Origin of the sequence: Dolomitihabitans soli (assembly GCF_022213955.1) — a bacterium.
In the GTDB taxonomy this organism is placed as follows: domain Bacteria; phylum Actinomycetota; class Actinomycetes; order Streptosporangiales; family Streptosporangiaceae; genus Streptosporangium_A; species Streptosporangium_A soli.
On sequence record NZ_JAKNTW010000024.1, the window covers coordinates 1 to 24700 of the forward strand.

Here is a 24700-nt window from a genome sequence, read left to right on the forward strand (position 1 = left end):
CGGCCAGACCGTGACCGCCCGCGGCCTCCCCTACAACTCCACCCTCGCCCCCGGCGCCACCACCGCCTTCGGCTACCAGGCCACCCGCCCCAGCGGCAACACCCAGACCCCCACCACCTACACCTGCACGACCAGCTGACACACGCCCTGGGGGTACGGCGACCGCCGTACCCCCTGGTGGGCGGGACCGCGCTCGGACGGGGCCGACGCCGGCTGCCGTAGGCTCCACTGGTGATCGCGTTTCCCGGCCCGCCCGCCACCGTCGCCGAAGCCGAGGCCGTCCAGGAGCGGTTGCGGCCACTGGCCGACCTGGACGACCCCGGGCCGGACGACGTGGAGTTCGTCGCCGGGCTCGACGTGGCCTACCGGAGCGACGACGAGCTGACGGCCGCCGTCGTGGTCCTCGACGCCCGCACCCTGGAGATCGCCGACCAGGCCGTCGTCACCGGGCACGCCATGTTCCCCTACGTGCCCGGCCTGTTCGCCTTCCGTGAGCTGCCGCCCCTCCTCGACGCCCTGGACAAGCTGACGGTCCGTCCCGAACTGCTCGTCTGCGACGGGTACGGCGTGGCGCACCCGCGCCGGTTCGGCCTCGCCTGCCACCTCGGCGTGCTGACCGACCTGCCCTGCGTCGGCGTCGGCAAGACCTCCTTCATCGGCCGCAACGACCCGCCCGCGCCCGCGAGGGGAGCGTGGGCGCCGATCCTCGACGGCGATGAGGTGATCGGCCGTGCCCTGCGCACCCGCGACGACGTCAAGCCGGTCTACGTGTCGCAGGGCCACCGCATGAGCCTGGACAACGCCTGCCGCCACATTCTGGATCTCACCCCGTCGTTCCGGCTGCCCGAGCCCATCAGACAGGCCGACCGGCTCTCCCGCCGCTGACCGGATGGTCAAGCGGCCGGTCCCCCACGAGACGGGCGACGTACCCCGGCGAGCCGATCCGGCGGCGCGGCGTGCGGGCCGGCGTCATCGGCCGGTGGCGAGTCCGAGGGCCTCCGCGGCGACGGCGTGGCGGAGATCGCGGATGCCGGGGCGGCCGCGCAGAGGATGGACGCTGCTGGTGAGGAGGACGACGGTGAGGCGGCCCGCGGGGTCGATCACCAGCGACGTCCCGGTGAATCCCGAGTGGCCGAAGGCGTCCGTCAGCGGCCCGGTGATGCCGGGGTCGCCGATCCGCACGCCGAGGCCGTGCCGGAAGACGGATCCCTTGACCTGGTGGTCGCGGGTCATCTCGGCGACGGTCTCCGGGCGCAGGATGGGGGCGCCGCCGGTGCGCAGCATCTCACCGAAGCGGGTCACGTCGCCGGCGGTGGCGAAGATCCCGGCGTGGCCGGCGACACCGCCCAGAGCGTACGCCGTCTCGTCGTGGACCTCGCCGCGGACACAGCCGGTCTCCGGGCGCTCGGGCTTGTCCTCGGTGGCGGCGATGCGGGGGCGCAGCTCGGCGGCGGGACGGTAGCCGGTGTCCGCCAGGCCGAGAGGGACGGTGATCCTCGCCCGGACCAGGGCGTCGAGCGGTGCGCCGCCCGCGATCTCCGCGACGCGGCCCACCGTCACCATGCCGACGTCGGAGTAGAGGTAGCGGTCGCCGACGGGATGCGCCGGCGGGGTGGAGAGGACCGTGTCCATCCTGGCCGCGTGCACGTCCGGACCGTCGCCGGGGATCTCGAGGTCGGGCCGGCGGCTGGGCGGCAGGCCGGCGGTGTGGGTGAGCAGGTGCCGCAGAGTGACCTCGGGGGCGCCGCCGTACGAGGGCGGGAGGCGGGCGGCGACCGGCTCGTCCAGGTCGAGACGGCCCTCCTCGACGAGGGAGAGGACGACGACGGTGGTGAAGAGCTTGGTGATCGACGCGAGATCGAAGATCGAATCATGCCGGGCGGGGGGACGCTCGGGCAGGAGTTCCGCCGCCTGGCCGGAGTAACGCTCCAGTTCTCCCGCCGCCACGGTGGCCACGGTGGTCCCTTCGACCGCGACCACGGCCACCGCCGCGGAGCACACGGCGGGCACCGCCGCCTCCAGGATCACCTTCAGCCGATCGGACATCCGAACCCTCCAACGTCAACCGCCAGGCCGGCGACCACCACCGCCACACCGCACAGCACAACACGGCCGGCACCGAACAGCGGAGCACCGTGTGGCCCCACGACCCCAGCGCGCTCGTACAACCGCCGCGCGCCGGGCCATCACTTCACACGCTCAAAACCCCGCCCGGGCGGTCGGGTCAGGCGCCGCGTGCTTCCTCTATCCCGGGCCCGGCTGCGAGGGCGTCGTCCAGGCGGTCGCCGTGGAGCGCCAGGAGGGCGCGGGCGGCGTCGGCGTCGAGGCCCTGCTCGACCATCAGGATGGCGGCCTTGACGTCCCAGCCGGCGGCTTCGACGGCGGGGCGGGCGACGGCGAGGTCGGCGCCGGTGATGTCGCTGACCATGCGGGCCGCGCGGTGGGCCAGCTTGCTGTTCATGGCGGACAGCTCGATCATCTGGTTGCCGTAGGTCCTCCCCAGCTTGATCATCGAGATGGTGGAGATCATGTTGAGGACGAGCTTCTGCGCGGTGCCCGCCTTGAGGCGGGTGGAGCCGGTGACCACCTCGGGGCCGACGATCACCTCGATGGGGTGCCGCGCCGCCGCGGACAGCGGGGAGTCCGCGTTGCACGAGATCGAGGCCGTGAGGGCACCTCGGCGCTCGGCTTCGGCGAGGGCGCCCAGCACGTACGCGGCACGGCCGCTGGCGGAGACGCCGACCACCGAGTCGAGCGGCCCCACCTCGCGCCCCGCCATCGCGGCGGCGCCCGCGGCGTCGTCGTCCTCGGCGCCCTCGACGGAGCGGGTGAGGGCGGGCACTCCGCCCGCGATGACGCCCTGCACGAGTTCGGGGTCGGTGCCGAAGGTCGGCGGGCACTCCGAGGCGTCGAGCACGGCGAGCCGTCCCGACGTCCCGGCGCCCACGTACAGGAGGCGCCCGCCCCGTTTCATCCGGTCGGCGATGGCGTCGATCGCCGCGGTGATGGCGGGGACCGCCACCGCCACGGCTTCCGGCACGGTGGCGTCGGCCGCGTTCATCAGCCGGGCGACCTCCTCGGTAGGAAGCCGATCGATCGCGCTGTAACGCGGATCGCTCTGCTCCGTTGACAGGCCGGCGAGTGGATCAGTCATGTCGTCCCATGTCGCTAACTTTCATCCAAGGGTTCCGTCATGCAAATTATCTTCTCATAATGGACCGTATGTCACGCACTGGAGTAAAGCTGCTTGCCGCCGATTCGCGTCTGGTCCCCGGCGAACGGCTCGGACTGATCACGAATCCCACCGGCGTACTGCCCGATCTGAGCCCGTCCGCGCCCGCCCTGCTGGCCGCCGGCGTGCCGCTGACCGCGTTGTTCGCCCCCGAACACGGTGTGCGCGGGGCCGTGCAGGCGGGGGTGAGCGGGCAGGACGAGACCGACCCCGCGACCGGGCTGCCCGTTTTCGACACCTACCAGAAGCGTGACGCCGAACTGGACGAACAGGTTGCCGCCGCCAAGGTCGACACACTGCTCTTCGACATCTGCGACGCCGGCACGCGCTTCTACACCTACATCTGGACCATGTACGACCTGATGGCCTCGGCCCGGCGGCTCGGCGTGCGCTTCGCCGTACTGGACCGGCCCAACCCGCTCGGCGGCGTGATCTCCGAGGGGCCGCCGCTCGACCCCGCGTTCGCCAGCTTCGTGGGCCGGGTCTCCGTCCCGCTGCGCCACGGGCTGACGGCCGGGGAGCTGGCCCTGCACGTCAACCGGGAGCTCGGCGTCGAGCTCCAGGTGGTGGCGATGGAGGGGTGGCGCAGGGACATGTCCTACGCCGCGACGGGGCTGCCCTGGGTGATGCCGTCGGTCAACATGCCGACCGTGGACACCGCGCTCGTCTACCCGGGGACCGGGTTGTTCGAGGGCACCACCGCGAGCGAGGGCCGGGGCACCACACGGCCGTTCGAGCTGGTCGGCGCGCCGTACGTGGACGAGCGGTTCGCGGCGGAGCTGAACGGGCTGGGGCTGCCGGGGGTGCGGTTCAGGGACACCTGGTTCACCCCGACCTTCCACAAGCACGCGGGGGTGGCCGTGCGGGGCGTGCAACTCCACGTCCACGACGCGGCGGAGTTCCGGCCGGTGCTCACCGGGGTGTCGATGCTGCACCTGCTGCGCACGCTGTACCCGGACGACTTCGCCACCACCGAGTTCCTCGACAAGCTGTGGGGGTCCGACGCGCTGCGCCTGCGGCTGGAGGCGGGCGAGGACCCTCGCGACCTGTGCCCCGAGCCGGTTCACCCGGGTTCCTGGACGGCCGGGGAACTGATGTACTCCTGACATCAGGCGAGGTCGCGGCGATAGAGCCAGAAGACCCTCTCGGCACGCGCCCCGGCTGCCCGGGAGTAGAAGCGGAGCGGGCCGACCCAGCTGATCTGCGCGCTGGTGAGGCCCGTGGCCCGCTGGTCGGCGAGGCAGCGGCGGAGCAGGACCCGCCCCACCCCCAGCCCGCGAGCCGCGGGAGCCGTCCCCATCGGGCCGAACCACGCGGGCCTGGCGCCCCAGGCGGCGAAGCCGAGGATCTCGCCGTCGCGTTCCGCGTAGTGGCAGCCGGTCGCCTGGGCGACCTCCCAGGCCCAGTTGTCGTTCCAGTGCTCCCTGACGAACCCGGCCACCCCGTCCCGGTCGCCCGGCGCGGCCTCCCGCACGGTGACGCCCTCGGCGGCCAGCCGTACGAGGTCGTCCCGCACGGACAGGTCACCCGTCAGGTCGGCGGTCATGTTCCACGCGACGCTGTCGCGCCGGTAACCGAGGCTCTCCGCGAGGCAGGCGGCGGGGGTGGCGCGCACGTCGATGCCCGGCCACGCGTAGCACGGCGGGTTCCCGGCGAACCGGGCCTGCGTCGCGCCCTCCCCGCGCAGCCACTCCTGCGCCGCCTCGACCAGCGCCCTGCCCCTGCCCTCGCCCCGCGCGCCGGGGTGTACGGCGAGCAGATCGAGATGCCCGGCCGACGGGTCGCGTACCGACATCGAGGCGAACACCGCGCCCGACAGGTCGTCGGTGACCAGGGTGGTCCAGCGGCGGTCCGCGGGCGGCGAGGCGAGCCTGGCCACCAGGGCCGGGGCCTCGGCGGCGTCCAGGGTGAGGGCGGCGGCGGCGAGATCGGCGAGGTCGTCGCCGGGGCCGGCCGTGCGGATCGGGACGCCCACGGCCGTCACCGTCCCGCCGGCTGGGCGACGACGGCGCGCCGCTCGGGATGGAAGCAGGCGTGCTCCTGCGGTATCCCCTCGCCCAGGCCGAGCACCGGCACCTCCGACTCGCACTTCCCGGTCCGGAACGGGCAGCGCCGGGCGAACAGGCAGCCCTCGTCGTGGTGACTCTCGTCGAGCGCCTCGGTCGGCACCACCGGCTGCGCCCCCGGCTCCTCCAGGCCGTGCAGGACCGGGATGGCCGACAGCAGCGACTGGGTGTAGGGATGCACGGGGCCGGAGATGATCGTGTCGACCGGGCCGCGTTCGACGACCTGCCCGCGATAGATCACGTAGAGCTCGCCGTCGTCGCCGATGTAGCGGGCGGTCGCCACGTCGTGGGTGATGAACAGCACGCTCACGCCGAGCCGCTCGCGCAGGTCCTTCAGCAGCGCCAGGATGCCCAGCCGGAGCGACACGTCGATCATCGAGACGGCTTCGTCGGCGACGAGCATCTCGGGGTCCACGGTCAGCGCGCGGGCGATCACGACGCGCTGCCGCATGCCGCCGGAGAGCTGGTGCGGATAACGCCCGAGCACGCTCCCCGCGTCGAGCCCGACCAGCGACAGCACCTCCTGCGCGCGCTCGTCCATCCAGCCGCGCGAGCGCCCGGTCTGCTTGGCCCGCAGCGCGAGCGGCGCGTTCAGGGTCTGGTGGATCGTGCGGGTGGGGTTCAGCGCCGAGTAGGGGTCCTGGTGGATGAGCTGGATCCTGCGGAAGTACGGCTGACGGTCGCGGGGGCGCAGCGACGACATCGCGGTGCCGTCGATGGTGATCTCGCCGGTGTCGTGGCTCTCCAGCCCGGCGATGATCCGCCCGAGGGTGGTCTTGCCGCAGCCGGACTCCCCGATGAAGGACGCCGCTCCGCCCTTGGGGATGACGAAGTCGACGCCGCGCAGCGCCCGGACCTCCCTGCTGTCGAGGACGTTGCCCCGCTGCTTGAAGGTCTTGGTGATGGCCTGCCCGGTGATCACGCGACTTCCTCCTGGAGTTGGGCGGGTTCGGACGTGCCGACGGCGTGGCAGGCGACGATCCGGTCCCCGTGCGCGAGCGCGGGCGGGTCGTCGCTGTCGCAGACGTCCATCCGCTCCGCGCAGCGTTCCCTGAACACGCATCCGGTGGTGGGGACGGTGGCCAGGGTGGGCGGGCGGCCGGGCAGTGCCCTGGCCTCGTCCAGGCTGCCGACGAGGCGCGGGATCGCCTTGATCAGGCCCTTGGTGTAGGGGTGGCTGGGCGCGCCGAGCACCGCGCCGGTGGGGCCCTGCTCGACGATCCGCCCGCCGTACATCACCGCGAGCCGGTCGGCGACCTCGGCGACCACGCCGATGTCGTGCGTGATGACCAGCGTGGTGAGGCCGCGCTCCTCGTGCACCTCGCGGATGATCCGCAGGATGGTGGCCTGGGTGATCATGTCGAGCGCGGTGGTGGGCTCGTCGAGCACGACGAGGTGGGCGTTGAGCACCAGGGCCAGCATGATGCCGACCCGCTGGCGCATGCCGCCCGACAGCTCGTGCTGGTGGGAGTCGAGCACGCGGGCGCCGTCCAGGCCCATCCGGCCGAGCAGTTCCTTGGCCTCCCGGACCAGGCCCCGCAGGTCGTCCACGCCGTGCGAACGGCCGAGGTCGAGGAGTTGCTTGCCGACGGTCTTGAGCGGGTTCAGGGAGTTCTGCGCGGCCTGGAAGACGTAGCCGATGTGGCGGCCCCTGGCCTTGCGCAGGCTCTCGCCGCGCAGGCCGACGACGTCGCCGAGCCCGTCGATCTCCACCGAGCCCCCGCTGATCCTGCCGGGCGACTGGACGGCGTTGAGCAGCGAGAGCGCCAGCGTCGACTTGCCGGAGCCGGACTCGCCGACCACTCCCGTGATACTCCCCGGCGCCAGCTCGAGGCTGACCCCGGAGACTGCGGGCAACTCCCCCGCCTGGGTCTTGTAGACGACCGTGAGGTCGCCGATGCGCACACCGGGCGCAGTGGATGCGTTGGTCACCGGTTACTCCTCGCGCAGGCGGGGGTTGAAGATCTCGTCCATGGCGTCGACGACGAGCACGATGCCGAGCGTGAGCAGCAGGATCGCCAGCAACGGCGCCATGAGGTACGGCAGGGCCGCGGTCGTGGTCAGCGCGCCGCCGCCGAAGACGGCCGTGTTGAGCATCACACCCCAGTTGCTGGCCTCGAACGGCAGCACGCCCAGGAAGAACAGCCCGACCTGGGCGTAGACGGCGCCGGTCACCGCGATCAGCGCGTTCATCGCGATGTAGGGCGCCATGCTGGGCAGCAGTTCGCGCCCGACGATGTGCGTGGTGGACAGGCCCAGCCCGCGCGCGGCCTCGATGAACCCGCGCTCACGCAGCGACAGCGTCTGCGCCCGTACGGCCCGCGCCACGCCGCCCCAGCCGAGCAGGCCGAGCACCAGTCCCATCTCGAACGCGGCGCTGAACTTCCACACCGTGGAGAGCACCAGCAGCAGCGGCAGGCCGGGGATCGTCAGCTTCATGTCCGTGACCCGCATCAGCACGGTGTCCCACCGGCCGCGCTTGAACCCGGAGAACAGCCCGATCCCGGTGCCGAGGACGACCGTGATGACCGCGGTGATCACGGCGGTCAGCAGGACGTACTGCGAACCGGTGACGACCAGCGCGACCACGTCGGTGCCCTCGAAGTCGGTGCCGAAGGGATGCTGCCAGCTCGGCGGGGCGTAGAGCGCGTCGGTGTCGCGGGGCAGCTGGGCGGGATAGAGCAGCGGGCCGGCGATGCCCATGAAGGCGAACCCGGCCATGATGACCACGCCCACCAGCCGGCTGGGCTTGCGCTTCATCACCCGCCAGACGCCGCGCCAGAAGTTGCGGCGCAGGGTCGCGTGCGCGCCGCCCGCCTCCGGCATGATCGTCACACTCATGAGCTCTCCGCCCCGTCGCGCACCCGTGGGTCGATCACGGTGTAGAGCAGGTCGGCGGCGATGTTCGCGATGATGATCGCCACCGTGATGAGCAGGAAGGCCCCGCCCATCAGCGCGTAGTCGCGCCCGGAGATGCTGTCGATGAGCAGCAGGCCGAGCCCCGGATAGTTGAAGATCTTCTCGATGAAGATCGCGCCGCCGAACAACAGCCCGATCGACAGGGCGAGGATCGTGAACAGCGGGAGGATCGCGTTGCGCGCCACGTATCTGAAGATGAACGAACGCTTGAGGCCCCGCAACTCCGCGGCGAGGATGAAGTCGTCGCCCAGCACGGTGACCACGCTCGACTTCATCGCCAGGATCCACCCGCCGTAGCTGGCCAGCGCGTAGGTGACCACCGGCAGCGTGGCGTGCTCGATCAGCGAGCCGATGTACGGCGCGTTGAAGCCCGGCTCGATCATGATGTCGGCGGTGCCGCCGGCCGGCAGGATCGGGATCAGCGTCGTGAAGATCGCGGCGAGCAGCATGGCGAGCACGTACTGCGGCACGCCGTGCAGCAGCGACCCCGAGACGGCCAGCGCGTCGCCCAGCTTGCCCGAGCGCTTGATCGCCGCGTAGACGCCCATGGTGACGCCGAGCAGGAAGCTCAGCAGCGTCCCGGCGAGCACCGGTAGAACGGTCCACTGCGCCGCCCCGAGGAGCACGGTGGACACGCCGGTGCCCGGCACGGTCAGCGACTGCCCCAGGTCGAGGCGGGCCAGGCCCGTCATGTAGTCGACGTACTGGTCCCACATGCCGCCGCTCGGCAGGAATCCGTAGAGCACCGCGACGGCGCGGTCGGCCTGCTCGGGCGACATGCCCTGTTCCATCAGCTTCTGGGCCTTGGCCGCCATCGGGTCACCGGGAATGCTCCTGATGATCAGGAAGCTGATCGTGGTGACCACCAGGATCATGGCGAGACCGCGGGCCAGGTGGCCCGCGAGTCGCCGTGCGATCTGTTTCATAGGCTACTGCTTCTTCTTGATCATTCCGAGCTGCAGCCAGACGCCGGAGGTGAGCCGCAGCGAGTCGTGCTCATCCTTCGGGAAGCCGGTGAAGCGCGAGGTGTTGATGAACTGGGTGTTGACGTAGTCCCAGAGCTGGATGACTGGAAGGTCCTGGTTGGCGGCCTTGGCCAGCTGGCCGATGATCGCCTTCTGCTCGGCCTCGGGGGCGGAGTTGAGCTTGACCGCCAGCTCACCCGGGTTGACCTTGCCGAGTCCTTCGACGTCGATGGTCTCCGGGCTGCCCATCCAGTTGCCGTTCTTGCCGGGCGCGTGGTGCTTGAGCTTGCCCGCCAGCAGTTCCCAGCCGTTGGCCGGGCCGTACAGGCGCTGGTAGATGTTGTACGGCGCGGGGCCGAGCGCGGTCAGCCAGAAACCCAGGTCGTACTTCCCGGCGGCGAGCTCCTCCAGATAGAGCGGGTAGTCGGCGACGGTCACCACCTCGGCGTCCACCCCGGCCTCGTTGAGCTGGCTGGTGACGGCCTTCGCGCCGGACACCCAGTCGGAGAACGGCGCCGGGGCGTTGATCGTGACCTTCCACGGCTTCCCGTCGGGCAGCGCCCACTTGCCGTCCGCCTTCTTCATACCCGCGGCCTTGAACTCCTCCTCGGCCTTGGCGGCGTCGACCTTGTACGGCTCGAGGGAACCGGCCTCCGCGCCCAGCCACGCCTCGGTGGCCCGCTGGTGCATGCCCGAGGTGGTGGCGGCCGCGACGCCGCCCTCCGGCGAGGCGATCTTCGTGACCTCCTCGCGGTTGATCAGATGCGCCAGCCCGCGGCGGACGTGGACGTCGTCGTACGGCTTCTTCGACTGGTTGAAGGCCATCGAGACGGCCACCGGCGAGAAGCCCCTGGCGACGCCGTTGCCGGGCGTCTGGGTGATGCGCTTCATCACGTCGGCGGGCACGGCGGTGAACGGCGCGTTGTCGAGCTTGCCGGCGACCAGGTAGTTCCAGATCTGCTCGTTGCCCGTGTAGTTGAGGAACTTGACCTGGTCGGGGGCGACGTTGGCGGCGTTGTAGAAGTTCTTGTTCTTGACCAGCAGCGCCTCGCCGGGGTTCACCCGCTGCAGCACGAACGGGCCGGCGGAGACGTCCTTGGGCGGCGCGAAGGTGAGGACCTTCTCGGCCAGCCCGGTGATCTCGGCCCCCGCGGCCTCGGCCTCGGGGCCGTCGCCGCGCGCGGTCTTCAGCTTGTCCCAGAAGTCTGCGGGCAGCACCCCGGTCCAGACGTGCGCGGGAACGATGAAGGTCTCCATGACACCGCGGACGAAGGTGACGCTCGGGTTCTCCGCCGACTGGGTGACCTTGATCGTCTTGTCGTCGATGACCTCGATGTCGGAGGCCACGCCCGACGCGCTGGGGTCGATCGAGTAGGCCGTGCTGCCCTGGGTGTACGCCAGGCCGATGGAGAACCGCACGTCCTCGGCGGTGACGGGCTTGCCGTCGGACCACTTGTTGTTCGGCTGCAGGTGCAACGTGATCGAGGAGTTGTCGGGAGCGATGTCCCAGCTCGCGGCGATTCCCGGGTAGAACTGGTTCGGGTCCGTCAGATGGTTCTTGCTCCACCCCAGCCACATGGAGTTGTAGCCCCTGAAGGCGTTGGCCTTCGGATGGTACGGGTTGAACGGCCCGTTGACGTCGAGACCCGGCTTGAAGCCGTCGATCGTCGTGTACACACCACCGCCTGCCGCGGAATTGTTCGTTCCGGTGCTGCCGCTGCACGCTGTGGCAGCAGCAAGACTCAGCAGCGCCATGACGGCTGCCACTCGCTTCATGAACCGCTCCATGGGCTCGGGACCAGGGGGAATGCCCGGACACTATGCGGCGCTCCAGCCGGTCGTCAATTATCTCCACACGTTGTGAGTCTCTTGTAACTTTCCTTCACCTTCGGCACTCGGGCGTCCGAATCCCCTCCCGTCCCGGACGACACACGCCGCCGCACCGGCGAGCACCAAGGCCGTGCGCCGAAACGCACCGGCCGATCAACTCAGAAGATCCGTATAAGAGGGTGCTCACCCTGGATGATGGGGTCACTGATGGATCGTGCACCAGCACGCCCCTTATGCAACCGGAGACGGCTTTGAGCCCGAGTATCAGCGAGGTCCAGCCGTACCGCGCGGTCGCGCTCCAGGTGGCCACGCACGCCGTCAACGGGCTGTCCGTCACGGAGGCGCGCGCCGCGATCGGCGCGGCCATCGACCGGATCGGCGGGCAGGCCAGGGCCGCGGCCGGCTGGCACGGGCCGGACACCCGGCTCGTGGTGCTTCCCGAGTACGCCCTGACCGGCTTCCCGATGGGCGATCCGATCGAGGCGTGGGCCGCCAAGGCGGCGATCGCGCCCGGCGGTCCCGAGTACGACAGGCTCGGCGCCCTCGCCCAGCGGATCGGGGCCTACCTGGCCGTCAACGCCTACGAGACCGACGAGCACTTCCCCGGCCTCTACTTCCAGGCCTCGACGCTGCTCGCGCCGAACGGCGACTGCGTCCTGCGGTACCGGCGGCTGCACTCCCTCTTCTCGCCCTCGCCGTACGACGTGTGGGACCGCTACCTCGACGTCTACGGAGCCGACGCGGTGCTGCCCGTCGCGCGTACGGAGATCGGCGACGTCGCGGCCGTGGCGAGCGAGGAGATCCTCTACCCCGAGCTGGTCAGGGCCCTCGCACTGCGCGGGGCCGAGGTCTTCGTGCACTCCACCTCGGAGATCGCCAGTCCGGAGCCGACCCCGAAGGCCATCGCCCGCCGCGCCCGCGCCTGCGAGAACCTGGCCTACGTGGTGAGCGCCAACTCGGGCGGGCTGCTCGGCACCCCGATCGGCGCCGACTCCACGAACGGCGGTTCGGAGATCATCGACCCCGGCGGCCGGGCGCTGGCGACGGCGGGGGCCGGCGAGAGCGTCGTGGCGATGGCCGAGATCGACCCGGCGAGGGTCCGGCGTGAGCGGGCCCGGCCGGGCATGGGGAACCTGCTCGCCCGGGTCAAGACGGGGCTGTGGGCGCAGGAGTACGCGCGCCACGACGTGGAGCGGCCCAACGGCCTGGACTCCGCCCCGCCCGAACGCGCCTACTTCGCCCAGCGGCACGCCGAGACCATCGCCAGGCTCCGCACCGCGCTCGGCCAGTCCCCGCCCGGCGAGTGAGACCGCAGGCGATCACCCCCTATCGACAGGAGACCCATGGGCATCCGCGAAGGCATGCCGCTGCTCGCCCGGCACGAGGGCGAGTGGACCGGCGCCTACGTCCACGTCGACCCCGGCGGAAAGGAGATCGACCGGCACGCCTCCCACCTCACCTGCCGGTTCCCCGCAGACGGCTCGCACGACTATCTGCAGACCAACCGGTACACCTGGGACGACGGGCGCGAGGAGGTGCACACCTTCCCCGGCGTCTACGACGGGGACGGGCGCATGATCTTCGACACCGAGCGGATCAGGGGCGTCACCTGGTGCCTCGACGAGAACACGATCTACCTCACCTGGCGGTTCAAGTCGGCCGATCCCTCAGTCGACCAGCGCCTCTTCGAACTGATCGTGCTCAGCGACGACGGCCGGCACCGCAGCCGCACCTGGCAGTGGCTGGAGCACGGGGTGTGCGTTCGCAGGACTTTGATCACCGAGCGTCGCGCTGGATGACCTTCGCCCGCATCAGGTCGTGAGGCGGATGAGCGTCCAGGAGATCGCGGGGAGACGAGCCTGCAGGGTGCCGCCGTCGATCTTGGCGTCGGCGAGCGGGCGGGGGACGACCGTGGACTCGGCGTCCTTGGTGTTGATCCGGGTGGGGTCGTCATCCGACAGGCAGACGGCGGAGACGATCTGGGCGTCGCCGAACGCGCGCAGGTCCGCGACGAGGTCCAGCGGTTCGGTGGCGCTCCGGTTGACGGCCAGCAGGGTGATGCCCTCCTCGTCCCTGGTGGCGACCGCCGAGAGTTGCTCGGCCTCGCCGTGCCTGGCGGTGTCGATCAGCGGGCCGGTGGCCTCGACCCGCAGGACCTCGCCGCGCGCGTGCCTGGCGGTGAGCGCGAAGGGGTGGAAGATGGTCTGCCGCCACGCGGGGCCGCCCGCCTCGGTGCGGATCGGGGCGATGATGTTGGCGAGCTGCGCCTGGCAGGCGATGCTCACCCGGTCGGCGTGCCGGAGCAGGGTGATCAGGAAGTCGCCCACCACGACGGCGTCCGCCGCGGTGAAGTCGTCCTCGATGAGCGGCGGCGCCTCCTGGTAGTCGCCGTCGGTGCGACCGGTGTACGCCGACTGGTTCCAGACGTTCCACTCGTCGAAGGACAGGTTGATCCGCTTGCGGCTGCGGCGCTTGGCGGCCACGTGGTCGGCCGTCGCCACCACCGCGTCGATGAACCTGTCCATGTCGACCGCGCTGGCGAGGAACCCCTGGAGGTCGCCCTTCTCCTCGTAGTAGGCGTGCAGCGAGATGTAGTCGACCGCGTCATAGGCGTGTTCGAGGACGGTCGCCTCCCACGCGCCGAAGGTCGGCATCGAACTGTTGGAACTGCCGCACAGCACCAGCTCCACCCGTGGGTCCACCAGGCGCATGGCCTTGGCCGTCTCGACCGCCAGCCTGCCGTACTCGTCGGCGGTCTTGTGCCCGATCTGCCACGGCCCGTCCATCTCGTTGCCCAGGCACCACAGCCCGATCCCGTACGGCTCGGCCGCGCCGTGCTTGATCCGCAGGTCCGACAACCGGGTGCCGCCGGGATGGTTGGCGTACTCCAGCAGGTCGCACGCTTCCTGGATGCCCCTGGTGCCGAGGTTGACGGCCATCATCGGCTCGACGCCCGCCTCCTTCGTCCAGGTCATGAACTCGTCGAGCCCGAACTGGTTGGACTCGATCTGCTGCCAGGCCAGGTCGAGCCGGGTGGGCCGGTCGGCCACCGGGCCCACGCCGTCCTCCCACCGGTAGCCGGAGACGAAGTTGCCGCCCGGGTAGCGGACCACCTCGACGCCCATCTCCCTGGTCATTTCCAGCACGTCGGTGCGGAAGCCGTGCTCGTCGGCGCCGGGATGGCCGGGCTCGTAGATTCCGGTGTAGACGCAGCGGCCCATGTGCTCGACGAACGAGCCGAACAGCCGGCGGTTCACCGGGGCGATGCGGAACGCTGGGTCCAGCGTGAGGCGAGCGGTCGCCACGGATGTTCTCCCTATCGGTCGGCGCGGTGGATGCGCAGGTAGTCGAATAGCGCGGGTACGGCGGGCTGGGCCCCGCCGTGGGCGATCAGGCCGATCCTGGGCGCGGTGTCCTTGCCGAAGGTCCACACCCCGCCCCAGGTCCACGCCTTGCCGTCGCGGCTGGAGGCCGCGCGGAACTCGTGCTCCCCGGTGGCGCGATCGACCCGGTGGGCCAGCCGCAACCAGGTGGTGGCGGCGGGCGCGCCGATGATCGTGCCACCGTAGGAGAGCTTCCCGGCGAAGCTCAGCTCGCGGCCGTACTCCACCTGCCGGGTGTTCCAGATCGAGACGGTGCTGAGCCTGGCGAAGTCGTCGTCGCCGGCGTAGGCGACGAGTCCCGCCTGCTGGTAGTTGCGGATGGCGTCCTCGCCCAGGTCGAGGGTCACCTTGGTCTCGACCACGTAGTCGCCCTCGGGAGCGTCGCGCAACAGCACGCTCGCCCGGTTGGCGGCGCCGACGAGGTCGGTGCCCTCGACGGGCCAGCTCAGCGCGCCGTCGGTCACCTTCGCCGCCTGGTTCTCGCGCACCCAGTCCCAGTCTGCCGCGAGCGGCCCGCCGAACTCCTCGGCGAAGATCTTCCTGCCGGGCTCGGGGGTGGGCGTGGCGCGGGTGACGGGCCGGTGCAGGCGGGCGGCGCTGACGTTGTCGGCCTCCACGGGTCCGCCGTCGGCGACCACGCCGATCTGGCCGCGCGCCGGCCGGGCGGTCTCCAGCCGTACGGCGGCGAGTTGCTCGCCGAGCCTGGCCTCGCTGACCTCGGCGGTGAGCGTGCGCCCGCGTAGCTCGACGGCCAGGTTGTGCCACGTCCCGCTGTCGAAGCCGGCGGGCAGCGCGGCCTCGGCCCGCTTGCCGTACGCCTCGGCGACGAGCTTGTCCTCCGCCATGCGTACCGTGACGCCGTCGGCCACGCGCAGACCGGGGCTGCCCTTCTCGGCGCGCAGGTCGGCCTCGACCCGGCGGTCGGCGGGCACGCTCTTCTTGGCGGTCAGCTCGCCCTGGCCGCGCAGCCGCCCGTCCGCGACGCTCCAGCCTTCGGTGCCACGCCAGTTCCGCGCGAGGTCGCCGGCCGTGAAGCCGTCCTGTACGGCCGCTCGGACGACCGGTCCCGCCTCGGACCGCTCGGACGCGCCCGCGCCCGCCCGTACGGTGGGCCAGCCGTCGATCCAGTCGAGCCGGTCGATCAGCATCGGGCGCTCGTTGACCCCGTAGGGCTCGTCGAGGAAGGGGTCGGCGCGGTCGATCGCGTGGTAGACCAGCCAATCCTGCCCGGACAGGTCGGTGAGCAGGCCGTTGTGCCCCGTGCCGATCCACTTGTTGCCGTTCGGGGCGATGACCGGGGTGCCGCCCGCCCTGGAGACGTCCAGGCGCAGCCCGTCGGCGTCGGTGAAGGGACCGCGCGGGCTCGTGGACCGCCCGGCGAAGACCGCGTAACCGGTGGTCGGGCCCGCGCAGCAGTTGGCCGAGGAGGCGAACAGGTAGTAGTAGCCGTCGCGACGGATCACGTGGCTGCCCTCGAACTTGTTGTCGATCGCCACCCGGGTCGGCTCGCCGGTGGCCCGCAGGCCGTCAGCGGAGAGTTCGGTCACCCAGAGGCCCCCGAAATATCCGCCGAAGTAGAGATATTTCTTGCCGTCCACGTCGGTGAGCTGGGCGGGGTCGATCGTGTTCCAGAAGGAGTCACCCGCCGCCCTGGGCTCCACCACGAGCCGGTCGCTGGGCGTCCAGGGTCCGGCGGGGGTGGGCGCGGTGGCCGCGCCGATGCCGTAGTCCCCCTTCTTCGCCGAGGTGGTGGTGTCGGTGACGGTGAAGTACATGACGTACTCGCCGTCGAGGTAGCGGACGTCGGGAGCCCAGAACATGCTGCCCTGCGCGGCGTAGGAGGGCAGGGCGTCCGGGGTGAGCGCGTCGCCGACGTAGGTCCAGTCGGCCAGGTCGGCCGACTTCGCGATCGGAATGCGGTGGAACTCCCCGGTGCCCTCACGCAGCGGGTCGGAGGTCCCGTAGGCGTACCAGAGACCGTCCTGTCCGCGGAGGATCACCGGATCGGCGAAGGTGTCGGCGAAGCCCTTGGAGATGGGATTGGTGTAGCCGTCGTCCGCCGCGTACGCGCCGGTGGCGGTGAGCAGGCACAGCACGATGGCCGCGATAATGACACGTTTCACCAGGTCAGCCCTTCAATCCGGTACGGGAGACGCCCTCGATGACGTAGCGCTGGGTGGCCGCGAACAGCAGGAGCACGGGGATCGAGGCCACCACGGCTCCGGCCATGATGACCGGGTACTTGGTCGTGTAGGCGCCCTGCAGGATCGACAGGCCGGGCGGCAGTGTGAAGTACTCCGGGCTGAAGATCACATAGATGGGCCAGATGAAGTCGTTCCAGTTGGCCAGGAAGCTGATCACGGCGAGTGTGGCGAGGGCCGGCCGCGAGAGCGGCAGCACGATCCTGGTGAAGATGTGGAAGTGGTTCGCGCCGTCGAGCACCGCGGCCTCGTCGAGTTCGCGGGGCAGGCCGATGAAGAACTGCCGCAGGAAGAAGACCCCGAAGGCGCTGGCCGCGCCGGGCACGATCAGCGCCCAGAGGCTGTCCAGCCAGCCGATGCCGTCCACGATGAGGAAGTTCGGGATCAGCAGCGTGAAACCGGGCACCAGCAGCGTGCCCACGATCACCGCGAACAGCGTGCGCTTGCCGCGGAACTCCAGCCTGGCCAGGGCGTAGGCCGCCGAGGACGCCACCACGAGTACCAGCGCGCTGTGCGCGGTTGCGGTGATCATGCTGTTCAGGAACCAGCGCAGCACCGGGGTCTGCGAGCCGCCGCCGAAGATGGTGGCGTACGCCTCGGTGGTGAACTCCCCTGGCAGGAACGTGGGCGGGTAGGCGGTCGCCTCCGACTGGGTCTTGAAGGAGGTCAGCAACATCCACAGCAGTGGGATGAGGAAGATCAGGGTCAGGCCGATCAGCAGGGTGTACCACCCGGCCCGGCGCACGCCTCTCATGACCGCTCCTTCGTGCGGAACAGGCGGAAGTTCAGCAAGCTGATGAGGATCAGCACGAACGTGAAGACGTAGCTCATCGCCGCGGAGCTGCCCATCCGGTAGTCCTTCAGCCCTTCGTTGGCGATGTACATGATCGCGGTACGGGTCTCGAAGCCCGGTGCGCCGTTGGTCAGCAGGAACGACTGGCCGAACATGTTCGCCGAGGCCAGCAGGGTGCTGGTCACCACGAACAGCAGCACGGGACGAATCCCGGGCAGCGTCACGTGCCGGAGCTGCGCCCACCTCCCGGCGCCGTCCGCCCTGGCCGCCTCGTACAGCTCCTTCGGAATGTCCTGCAGCCCGGCCAGATAGATCACCGCGTTGAAGCCGAGCGTCCACCACAGCGTGATGCCGACCAGGGAGATCCACACCCACGGCAGGTTGGTCACCCACGGGATGGGACTGCCCAGCAGGTAGTTCACCGGGCCGTTGTTCGGGTCGAGCAGGATCCGCCAGAGCACGCACACCACCGCGACGCCCAGAACGTAGGGGGCGAAGTAGACGGCGCGGAAGAACGTGCGGCCGGGGAACTTCCGGTTGAGCACCAGTGCGATGCCGAACGGCACCACCACCAGCAGCGGCACGCTGAACAGGGTGAAGATCCCGGTGGCCTGCATCGAGGACCAGAAGGACTCGAAGACCAGCGAGGCGCTGTCGAACAGGTTGGTGTAGTTGGCCAGGCCCACGAACGGCTTGCCCGGCAGCAAGTAGTCCCAGTCGTGCAGGCTGATCCACAGCCCGAACACCGCGGGCGCGCCGACGAAGGCGGCGAACAGCAGGAGGTACGGGGCGAGGAAGAGGTACGGCGTGAACCGTCCCGCCCGCCGTACCTTCGACCCGCCCGGCGGCGTCGTCTTCGCCACAGCCGGGGTACGCAGGGCCTGGCCGACCATCACGCGCCGTACTTCTTGCGGTTCTGCTCCAGGATCTTGTCCGCCTTGGCGGCCGCCTCGGCGAGGGCTTCCTTGGGAGCCTTCCGCAGCAGGATCGCCTGGTTCACCGCGGCGTCGAGGATCGGACCGGGGTCCTGGATACCGGGCACGGAGGGCGCGAAGAACAGGTCGTCGATCTGGGAGCCGATCGCCGCCTGCTCCTTGAGCGCCTTGAACTCGGCGCCGTCACGGATCACCTTCCGGGCCGGCACCTGGCCGCCCTTCGCCCACTCGAGCGACTGCTGGCTGATCCAGTTGATGAACACCTTGGCGGCGGCGAGCTTGTTCGGGTCGTCGGTCCGCTGCTTGAACACCACGAACTGGTGCGAGCCGGCCCACGCAGCCCGTTTGGCGCCGATCTGGGGCAGCGGGGCGACCCCCCACTCCAGTTCGTCGATCTCGTTGAGTGTGTTGATGCACCAGATGCCGTTCCAGTTGAATGCCGCGCGGCCGTTCTGCAGGGCGATGAAGTCGGCGTCCTGGGCGACGTTCTTCGGGCTGTAGCCCTGCTTGACCAGGTCCACCAGCCAGGTCAGCGCCTGTACGCCGGGCTCCTCGGCGAACTTCACCGCCATGGCGTCGTCGGTGAACATCTGGCCGCCGAACTGGTACATCAGCGACTGGAACTGGAAGGTGCCGGTGAACGCGAACGGCGTGGCCCAGTGGCCCTCGATCCCGGCCTTCTTCAGCGCCGCCAGGGCCGACATGTACTCCTCGGCGGTCTGGGGCGGCTTCTCCGGGTCGAGGTCCGCCTTCTTCATGACGGTCTTGTTGTAGAACATGCCGAGCGGGTGGACGTCCAGCGGGATCGCGTACCGGCTCTCCTTGAAGACGCCCGCCTGCCAGACCGGCGGGGAGAAGTCCGCCTCGGTGAGGCTGAGCGACTTGGCCAGGTCGTCGAGTGGCAGCACCACGCCGCGCGCCGCGTTGGTCGCCACGCTGTCCACGTGCATGATGCCCAGGTCGGGGCCCTGGCCCGCGGAGACGGCCGCGGGCACCTTCTTGTAGTAGTCCTCCCACTTGTAGACGTTCATCGCGACCTTGATGTTGGGGTGCTCGCCTATGAACCTGTCGATCAGCTTCTTCATCACCGGGCCGTCGCCGCCGGTGAAGCCGTTCCAGAACGAGAGGGAGACGTCGGGGCCGGTGTAGGAGGTCGGCGCCGCGGTGGCGGGGGCGGTGGCCCCGGCCTTCGGGCCTCCGCCGCCTCCGCCGCACGCGCTGAGAACGAGCGCGCCGCCGGCGCCCAGGCCGAGGCCGAGGAGACGCCGTCTATTGATCAGGGGGTCGGACATCGTCGTTCACTCCTTGGGGAGCCCGTCGGAATGCCGCATTTCTACATCGTTGGTACCAACGTTGTAAATGGGACAGCCGAAACTCATTACATCGTTGTAAACTGATGCTCGGAACGGGATAGAGTTCCGTCGACACCATCGACGAGGGGACACCATGCGGCCGCGCCTCAAAGACGTCGCAGAGCACGCGGGCGTGTCCATCAAGACCGTGTCCAACGTGGTCAACGGCTATCCGCACGTCAGTGAGGAGACCCGCACCCGGGTTGAGGCGGCCATCGAGGCGCTGCGCTACCTGCCCAACCTGTCGGCCAGGAGCCTGCGGCAGGGTCGCTCAGGGGTGATCGCGCTGGCCGTGCCAGATCTGGCCATCCCTTACTTCGCCGAATTGGCCACCCGGGTGCTCACGGCGGCGGACCGGCGTGGCTGGACGGTGCTCATCGACCAGACCCAGGGCGAGCGTGACAAGGAGCAGGTCGTCGTCTCCGGCATCCGGGCCCAGCTCATCGACGGGCTGCTCTTCAGCCCTCTCGCCCTCACCCCCGCCGACCTGGTCGGCCGGTCCGACGACACGCCCATGGTGCTCCTCGGCGAACGCACCGGGCGCCGCCGCACGCCGTACGACCACGTCACGATCGACAACGTGGCCGCCGCGCGGGAGGCCACCCAGCACCTGATCACTCTGGGGCGGCAGCGGATCGCCGCGATCGGCGCGCAGCGCTCCGCCGCCGGGGTCACCGCCCGGCTCCGCCTGCGCGGCTACCGGCAGGCCCTCGCCGCGGCGGGGCTGCCGGAGTACGCCGTGGCGCACGTGAACGCCTTCCACCGCTCCGACGGGGCGGCGGCCATGACCACCCTGCTCGACCTCCCCGAACCCCCCGACGCGGTGTTCTGCTTCAACGACACGCTGGCCCTGGGCGCGATGCGCGCTCTGCTCTCGCGTGGCTTCCGGGTGCCGCACGACGTGGCCCTGATCGGCTTCGACGACATCGAGGACGGCCGGTTCTCCACCCCCACCCTGTCCACCGTCTCCCCCGACAAGCCGGGAATCGCCGACGTCGCCATCGCACTCCTCGCCGCCCGCCTCACCGGCCCCCCGGCCGACCCCAGCGAACTCTGCGCCGGCCACCGCCTCGTCCCCCGCGAGAGCACCCTCGGCTAGAGCGACACCGGCCACAAGACGCCACCGCCCGACGCGTCACCCCTCGGAACACCAGGCGGACGGCCATCCTCCCATCGGAGGACGGCCGTCCAGGTGTGCCGACGTGTGCGGGCTGACCGGATCAGGTGACCGCGTCGCGTTCGAGCTCTCTGGGCTCGGCCGGGGCGTGGTCGTCGACGAGGGTGGACTCGTCGAACGGGATCCGGCCGGCCAGCACCTCGCCGGCGCGTTCGGCGTCGAACTCCTTGGTCCAGGTGCCGATGAGCACCGTGGCGACGGCGTTGCCGGCGAAGTTGGTGAGCGCGCGGGCCTCGGACATGAACCTGTCGATGCCGACGATCAGGCCGACGCCGTCCACCAGGTCGGGCCGGTGCGACTGCAGGCCCCCCGCCAGCGTGGCCAGGCCGGCCCCGGTGACCCCCGCCGCCCCCTTCGAAGCGATGATCATAAAGACCAGCAGGGAGATCTGCTCGCCGAGCGCGAGCGGCGAGCCGGTGGCGCTGGCGATGAACAACGTGGCCATGGTCAGGTAGATCGCCGTGCCGTCGAGGTTGAAGGAGTAGCCGGTCGGCACGGTGATGCCGACGACGGGACGGCTCACGCCGAGGTGTTCCATCTTGGCGATCAGCCGGGGCAGCGCCGACTCCGACGACGACGTGGACAGGATGAGCAGGAACTCCCGGCCGAGATAACGGAACAGGGAGAGCAGGCCGATCCTGGCCACCAGCCACAGCAGCGGCCCGAGGACGCCCGCGACGAACAGGACGCAGGTGGCGTAGAAGCCGAACATGATGACGGCCAGGCTCCTGAGCGCGTCGATCCCGGTCGCGCCCACCACCGCCGCCATCGCGCCGAACGCGCCCACCGGGGCGGCCCACATGATCATGGCGAGGATCCGGAACACGAGCCGCTGGATGTGCCCGATCCCGGTCAGGATCGGCGTCGCCTTGTCCCCCATCGCCTGCAACGCGAACCCCGCCAGCAGCGCCACCAGGAGGGTCTGCAGCACCTGGCCCTCGGTGAAGGCCGAGACGAGCGTCGTCGGGATGATGCCGAGCAGGAAGGCCACGGTGTCGCTCTCGCCGCCCTTGGCCGCCTCGGCCTCGGCCGCCTGGCGCAGCTCGTCGGTCAGCGCCAGCCCTTGGCCGGGGTCCAGCAGGTTGCCCACCACCAGGCCGATGGCGAGCGCTACAGTCGACATGAGGACGAAGTAGCCGACCGCCAGGCCGCCGACCCTGCCGACCTTGGCCGCCTGGGTCACCGACCCGACCCCCAGCACGATCGTGCAGAAGATGATCGGACTGATCATCATCTTGATCAGCCCGACGAAGGCCGTGCCGACCGGTTTCAGTGCGACGCCGAGGTCCGGCGCCAGCAGGCCCACGGCGATGCCGGCGATCGCGGCCACGATGACCGCGAGATACAGATAATGAGTCTTGTCCCTGCGTACGGGGTGTGCGGGTGAGGCCATGGGGGGTCTCCGTGATCATCGCTCGAAGAAGGTTCGGTTCGAGCGACTATCCGCAGGGACTATGACCTATGTCACCATTGCGTTCATTTCGTTCACCATCGAAGCGTGAAAGTGAGAGAGCAGATGGCGCGCACCCACCGCCGCGCGGGCCACGTGAGCCACGTCAGTCACTGGAGCGTGGCCCGGCAGGTGCTGCTGCTCCAGATCGTCGTCGTCGGCGTGACCGTCGTGGGGGCCACCCTGCTCGCCCTCGTGCACACCCGTGATCTCCTCACCGCCGAGGCCACCCGGACGGCGCGCGCGGTCGCGATCAGCGTGGCCGACTCGCCCTCCGTGCTGGCGGCGCTCGGCGACGCGAACCCCTCCACCACGCTCCAGCCGTACGCCGAGCGCATCCGCCGGGACGCCGAGGTCGACTTCATCACCATCATGAGCACGGCGGGCCGGCGATACACCCACCCGAACCCGGCCATGATCGGCGGCCACTTCCTCGGCAACACCGGTCCCGCGCTGCGCGGCGCCACCTTCACCGAGACCTACACGGGCACGCTCGGACAGTCGGTCAGGGCGGTCGCCCCCGTCCTGTCCCGAGACGGCACCGTACGCGCGCTGGTGAGCGTGGGGATCACGATCGAGAAGATCAGCGCCAGGCTCCAGGAGCAGATCGGCGTCGCCGGGGTAACCGGACTGCTCGGCCTGACAACCGGCGGCGCGGGCGCCTACCTGGTGGCCTTCCGGCTGCGGCGCCAGACCCACGGGCTCGCGGCCACCGAGCTGAGCCGGATCTACGAGCACCACGACGCGATCCTGCACGCCGTACGCGAGGGACTGCTGCTCGTGGACGGCGAGCACCGCCTGACGTTGTGCAACGACGGCGCGCGCGACCTGCTCGGGCTGCCCGCGGACGCGGAGGGCCGTGACGTGGCCGGGCTGGGGCTGCCGGCCTCGCTGGCCGAGTCGCTGGCGAGCGGGGAGGACCGCTCCGACGAGATCCACCTGACCGCCGACCGCGTGCTCGTCGTCAACACGGCGGCGGTGCGGTCGGGCTCACGCACCCTCGGCACCGTGGTGACCCTGCGCGACCACACCGAGCTGCGCGAGCTGACCGGCGAACTCGACGCGGCCCGCGGCTTCACCGAGTCGCTCCGCTCGGCCGCGCACGAGTCGGCCAACCGCCTGCACACCGTGATCACGCTCGTCGAGCTGGGCCGGACCGGCGAGGCGGTGCAGTTCGCGACCTCGGAACTCCAGGCGGCCCAGCAGCTCACGGACCGGGTGGTGGGCGCGGTGCGCGAACCCGCCCTCGCGGCGCTGCTGCTCGGCAAGACCGCCGAGGCGGCCGAACGCGGCGTGGAGCTGTCGATCACACCGGACAGCGAGCTCGGCGACATCGGGCTCGGCGTCCGCGACCTCGTCACGATCCTGGGCAACCTGATCGACAACGCGACCGACGCGGCCGTGTCCAGCGGCCCTCCCGCCCGGGTCCGCGTCCACCTGCGCGCCGAGCGCGGCACCGTACTCGTCCGCGTCTCCGACAGCGGCCCCGGCCTCGCTCCGGCCGCGGCCGAAGACGCCTTCCGCCGCGGCTGGACCACCAAGGGCGACGGCCGCGGCCTCGGCCTGGCCCTCGTCGGCCAGGCCGTACGCCGCCTCGGCGGCACGGTCGAGGTCGACCGCGGCGAGCCCGGGTCGCACGGGGGCGCGGTCTTCACCGTCACGCTTCCCCCGGCGGGCGCGCCGGCCGGTCCCGGGGAGGCGGCTTCATGATCTCGGTGCTCATCGTGGAGGACGAGGAGATCACGGCGGAGGCGAACCGCGTCTACGTGGAGCGGATGGCCGGGTTCCGGGTGGCGGGCGTGGTCAGGTCGGGAGGCGAGGCGCTGCGGTTCCTCCGCAGTCACCCCGCGGACCTGGTCCTGCTCGACCTGTACCTGCCGGACATGCACGGCCTGGACCTCTGCCGGGCGCTGCGCGCGGCCGGCGTCCCGATCGACGTCATCGCGGTGACCTCGGCCCGCGACCTGTCCGTGGTGCGGTCAGCGGTGTCCGTCGGCGTGGTGCAGTACCTGCTCAAGCCCTTCGCGTTCGCCGCGCTGAGCGAGAAGCTGGAGCGTTATGCGTGGTTCCGTTCGAGGGTCGGCGGCCAGGGCGAGGTCAGCGGGCAGGGCGAGGTGGATCGGGCGCTCGCCACGCTCCGCGGGGCCACCGCCCTGCCGAAGGGCATGACGCAGGACACCATGGCGGCCGTGGCCGGCGAGCTCAGGAAGGCGGCGGAGGGCCTGTCCGCCCACGCCGCGGGGACGGCCATCGGCGTGTCCCGGGTCACCGCCCGCCGCTACCTGGAACACCTGGTCGAGACCGGAATCGCCAGGCGCATCCCGCGCTACGGCGGGGTCGGCCGCCCCGAACTGCTCTACCAGCTCACCCGTGACCCGGCGAGCTGAGAGCTGACCG

Annotated in this window: 22 protein-coding genes; 8 read left to right on the plus strand and 14 right to left on the minus strand. The window is 70.7% G+C overall.

Annotated features, from left to right (window positions below):
- Positions 1 to 10 precede the first annotated feature (10 nt).
- Together MBA17_RS35210 and nfi are read left to right on the plus strand one after the other, a co-directional pair.
- Positions 11 to 139: a cellulose binding domain-containing protein gene (locus tag MBA17_RS35210; protein ID WP_238501995.1), complete on the plus strand. Its 129-nt coding sequence runs from the start codon at positions 11 to 13 to the stop codon at positions 137 to 139.
- 92 nt (positions 140 to 231) lie between these two features.
- A complete protein-coding gene (nfi, locus tag MBA17_RS35215; RefSeq protein ID WP_455432920.1) occupies positions 232 to 885 on the plus strand; it encodes a deoxyribonuclease V in 654 nt (217 codons plus the stop codon).
- 84 nt (positions 886 to 969) lie between these two features.
- Here the strand turns inward: nfi and MBA17_RS35220 are convergent, their stop codons facing one another.
- Positions 970 to 2046, minus strand: a complete 1077-nt coding sequence (locus tag MBA17_RS35220) for a serine hydrolase domain-containing protein (protein ID WP_238501754.1) — start codon at positions 2044 to 2046, stop codon at positions 970 to 972.
- 178 nt (positions 2047 to 2224) lie between these two features.
- Positions 2225 to 3154: an N-acetylmuramic acid 6-phosphate etherase gene (gene murQ, locus MBA17_RS35225; RefSeq protein ID WP_238501755.1), complete on the minus strand. Its 930-nt coding sequence runs from the start codon at positions 3152 to 3154 to the stop codon at positions 2225 to 2227.
- A gap of 68 nt (positions 3155 to 3222) precedes the next feature.
- On the opposite strand from murQ, the gene MBA17_RS35230 reads away from it, so the two are divergent.
- A complete protein-coding gene (locus MBA17_RS35230) occupies positions 3223 to 4338 on the plus strand; it encodes an exo-beta-N-acetylmuramidase NamZ family protein (RefSeq protein WP_238501756.1) in 1116 nt (371 codons plus the stop codon).
- Between the two features lie 2 nt (positions 4339 to 4340).
- On the opposite strand, the gene MBA17_RS35235 is transcribed toward MBA17_RS35230, so the two are convergent.
- The 6 genes from MBA17_RS35235 to MBA17_RS35260 are packed head-to-tail and all read right to left on the minus strand — an operon-like array spanning position 4341 to position 10958.
- Positions 4341 to 5207 (minus strand): GNAT family N-acetyltransferase, encoded by an 867-nt coding sequence (locus tag MBA17_RS35235; protein WP_238501757.1) that lies wholly within the window; start codon positions 5205 to 5207, stop codon positions 4341 to 4343.
- A 5-nt stretch (positions 5208 to 5212) separates the two neighbouring features.
- On the minus strand, positions 5213 to 6220 hold the full coding sequence (locus MBA17_RS35240; protein WP_238501758.1) for an ABC transporter ATP-binding protein: 1008 nt from the start codon (positions 6218 to 6220) through the stop codon (positions 5213 to 5215).
- On the minus strand, positions 6217 to 7230 hold the full coding sequence (locus MBA17_RS35245; protein WP_238501759.1) for an ABC transporter ATP-binding protein: 1014 nt from the start codon (positions 7228 to 7230) through the stop codon (positions 6217 to 6219). The genes MBA17_RS35240 and MBA17_RS35245 overlap by 4 nt, the downstream gene beginning before the upstream one ends.
- 3 nt (positions 7231 to 7233) lie before the next feature.
- A complete protein-coding gene (locus tag MBA17_RS35250; RefSeq protein ID WP_238501760.1) occupies positions 7234 to 8139 on the minus strand; it encodes an ABC transporter permease in 906 nt (301 codons plus the stop codon).
- Positions 8136 to 9143 (minus strand): ABC transporter permease, encoded by a 1008-nt coding sequence (locus MBA17_RS35255; protein ID WP_238501761.1) that lies wholly within the window; start codon positions 9141 to 9143, stop codon positions 8136 to 8138. The genes MBA17_RS35250 and MBA17_RS35255 overlap by 4 nt, the downstream gene beginning before the upstream one ends.
- Positions 9144 to 9146: 3 nt before the next feature.
- The gene (locus MBA17_RS35260) at positions 9147 to 10958 is read right to left on the minus strand and encodes an ABC transporter substrate-binding protein (RefSeq protein ID WP_238501762.1); all 1812 of its coding nucleotides are present in this window, start codon (positions 10956 to 10958) and stop codon (positions 9147 to 9149) included.
- A 305-nt stretch (positions 10959 to 11263) separates the two neighbouring features.
- On the opposite strand from MBA17_RS35260, the gene MBA17_RS35265 reads away from it, so the two are divergent.
- Together MBA17_RS35265 and MBA17_RS35270 are read left to right on the plus strand one after the other, a co-directional pair.
- The gene (locus tag MBA17_RS35265) at positions 11264 to 12319 is read left to right on the plus strand and encodes a nitrilase-related carbon-nitrogen hydrolase (protein WP_238501763.1); all 1056 of its coding nucleotides are present in this window, start codon (positions 11264 to 11266) and stop codon (positions 12317 to 12319) included.
- 36 nt (positions 12320 to 12355) lie between these two features.
- The gene (locus MBA17_RS35270; RefSeq protein ID WP_238501764.1) at positions 12356 to 12811 is read left to right on the plus strand and encodes a DUF3598 family protein; all 456 of its coding nucleotides are present in this window, start codon (positions 12356 to 12358) and stop codon (positions 12809 to 12811) included.
- A 12-nt stretch (positions 12812 to 12823) separates the two neighbouring features.
- On the opposite strand, the gene arfA is transcribed toward MBA17_RS35270, so the two are convergent.
- Genes arfA through MBA17_RS35295 form a run of 5 tightly spaced genes read right to left on the minus strand, consistent with a single transcriptional unit; the run spans position 12824 to position 19616 of the window.
- On the minus strand, positions 12824 to 14317 hold the full coding sequence (gene arfA, locus MBA17_RS35275) for an arabinosylfuranosidase ArfA (protein ID WP_238501765.1): 1494 nt from the start codon (positions 14315 to 14317) through the stop codon (positions 12824 to 12826).
- 11 nt (positions 14318 to 14328) lie between these two features.
- Complete coding sequence (locus MBA17_RS35280; RefSeq protein WP_238501766.1) at positions 14329 to 16518, minus strand: glycoside hydrolase family 43 protein; 2190 nt, start codon at positions 16516 to 16518, stop codon at positions 14329 to 14331.
- 4 nt (positions 16519 to 16522) lie between these two features.
- Complete coding sequence (locus MBA17_RS35285) at positions 16523 to 17350, minus strand: carbohydrate ABC transporter permease (RefSeq protein WP_238501767.1); 828 nt, start codon at positions 17348 to 17350, stop codon at positions 16523 to 16525.
- The gene (locus tag MBA17_RS35290; RefSeq protein WP_238501997.1) at positions 17347 to 18282 is read right to left on the minus strand and encodes a carbohydrate ABC transporter permease; all 936 of its coding nucleotides are present in this window, start codon (positions 18280 to 18282) and stop codon (positions 17347 to 17349) included. The genes MBA17_RS35285 and MBA17_RS35290 overlap by 4 nt, the downstream gene beginning before the upstream one ends.
- Positions 18282 to 19616, minus strand: a complete 1335-nt coding sequence (locus MBA17_RS35295; RefSeq protein ID WP_238501768.1) for an ABC transporter substrate-binding protein — start codon at positions 19614 to 19616, stop codon at positions 18282 to 18284. The genes MBA17_RS35290 and MBA17_RS35295 overlap by 1 nt, the downstream gene beginning before the upstream one ends.
- Before the next feature lie 154 nt (positions 19617 to 19770).
- Here MBA17_RS35295 and MBA17_RS35300 point away from each other — a divergent pair, with 154 nt between their 5' ends.
- On the plus strand, positions 19771 to 20775 hold the full coding sequence (locus MBA17_RS35300) for a LacI family DNA-binding transcriptional regulator (RefSeq protein ID WP_238501770.1): 1005 nt from the start codon (positions 19771 to 19773) through the stop codon (positions 20773 to 20775).
- Between the two features lie 121 nt (positions 20776 to 20896).
- Here MBA17_RS35300 and MBA17_RS35305 read toward each other — a convergent pair whose 3' ends face one another.
- Positions 20897 to 22246, minus strand: coding sequence for a cation:dicarboxylate symporter family transporter (locus MBA17_RS35305; RefSeq protein WP_238501772.1), 1350 nt, complete (start codon positions 22244 to 22246; stop codon positions 20897 to 20899).
- Positions 22247 to 22351: 105 nt separating this feature from the next.
- Here MBA17_RS35305 and MBA17_RS35310 point away from each other — a divergent pair, with 105 nt between their 5' ends.
- On the plus strand, positions 22352 to 24013 hold the full coding sequence (locus MBA17_RS35310) for a sensor histidine kinase (RefSeq protein ID WP_238501774.1): 1662 nt from the start codon (positions 22352 to 22354) through the stop codon (positions 24011 to 24013).
- Positions 24010 to 24690, plus strand: a complete 681-nt coding sequence (locus MBA17_RS35315; protein ID WP_238501776.1) for a response regulator — start codon at positions 24010 to 24012, stop codon at positions 24688 to 24690. Before MBA17_RS35310 ends, MBA17_RS35315 begins: the two co-directional genes overlap by 4 nt.
- The last annotated feature ends 10 nt before the right edge of the window (positions 24691 to 24700 follow it).

Bases quoted from the DNA above. Each gene is read 5' to 3' on its own strand.
- murQ (WP_238501755.1), bottom strand. From the start codon at position 3,154: ATGACTGATCCACTCGCCGGCCTGTCAACGGAGCAGAGCGATCCGCGT.
- MBA17_RS35220 (WP_238501754.1), bottom strand. From the start codon at position 2,046: ATGTCCGATCGGCTGAAGGTGATCCTGGAGGCGGCGGTGCCCGCCGTG.
- MBA17_RS35305 (WP_238501772.1), bottom strand. From the start codon at position 22,246: ATGGCCTCACCCGCACACCCCGTACGCAGGGACAAGACTCATTATCTG.
- MBA17_RS35255 (WP_238501761.1), bottom strand. From the start codon at position 9,143: ATGAAACAGATCGCACGGCGACTCGCGGGCCACCTGGCCCGCGGTCTC.
- MBA17_RS35250 (WP_238501760.1), bottom strand. From the start codon at position 8,139: ATGAGTGTGACGATCATGCCGGAGGCGGGCGGCGCGCACGCGACCCTG.
- MBA17_RS35285 (WP_238501767.1), bottom strand. From the start codon at position 17,350: ATGAGAGGCGTGCGCCGGGCCGGGTGGTACACCCTGCTGATCGGCCTG.
- MBA17_RS35290 (WP_238501997.1), bottom strand. From the start codon at position 18,282: ATGGTCGGCCAGGCCCTGCGTACCCCGGCTGTGGCGAAGACGACGCCG.
- MBA17_RS35230 (WP_238501756.1), top strand. From the start codon at position 3,223: ATGTCACGCACTGGAGTAAAGCTGCTTGCCGCCGATTCGCGTCTGGTC.
- MBA17_RS35295 (WP_238501768.1), bottom strand. From the start codon at position 19,616: ATGTCCGACCCCCTGATCAATAGACGGCGTCTCCTCGGCCTCGGCCTG.
- MBA17_RS35315 (WP_238501776.1), top strand. From the start codon at position 24,010: ATGATCTCGGTGCTCATCGTGGAGGACGAGGAGATCACGGCGGAGGCG.
- MBA17_RS35300 (WP_238501770.1), top strand. From the start codon at position 19,771: ATGCGGCCGCGCCTCAAAGACGTCGCAGAGCACGCGGGCGTGTCCATC.
- MBA17_RS35270 (WP_238501764.1), top strand. From the start codon at position 12,356: ATGGGCATCCGCGAAGGCATGCCGCTGCTCGCCCGGCACGAGGGCGAG.
- MBA17_RS35260 (WP_238501762.1), bottom strand. From the start codon at position 10,958: ATGAAGCGAGTGGCAGCCGTCATGGCGCTGCTGAGTCTTGCTGCTGCC.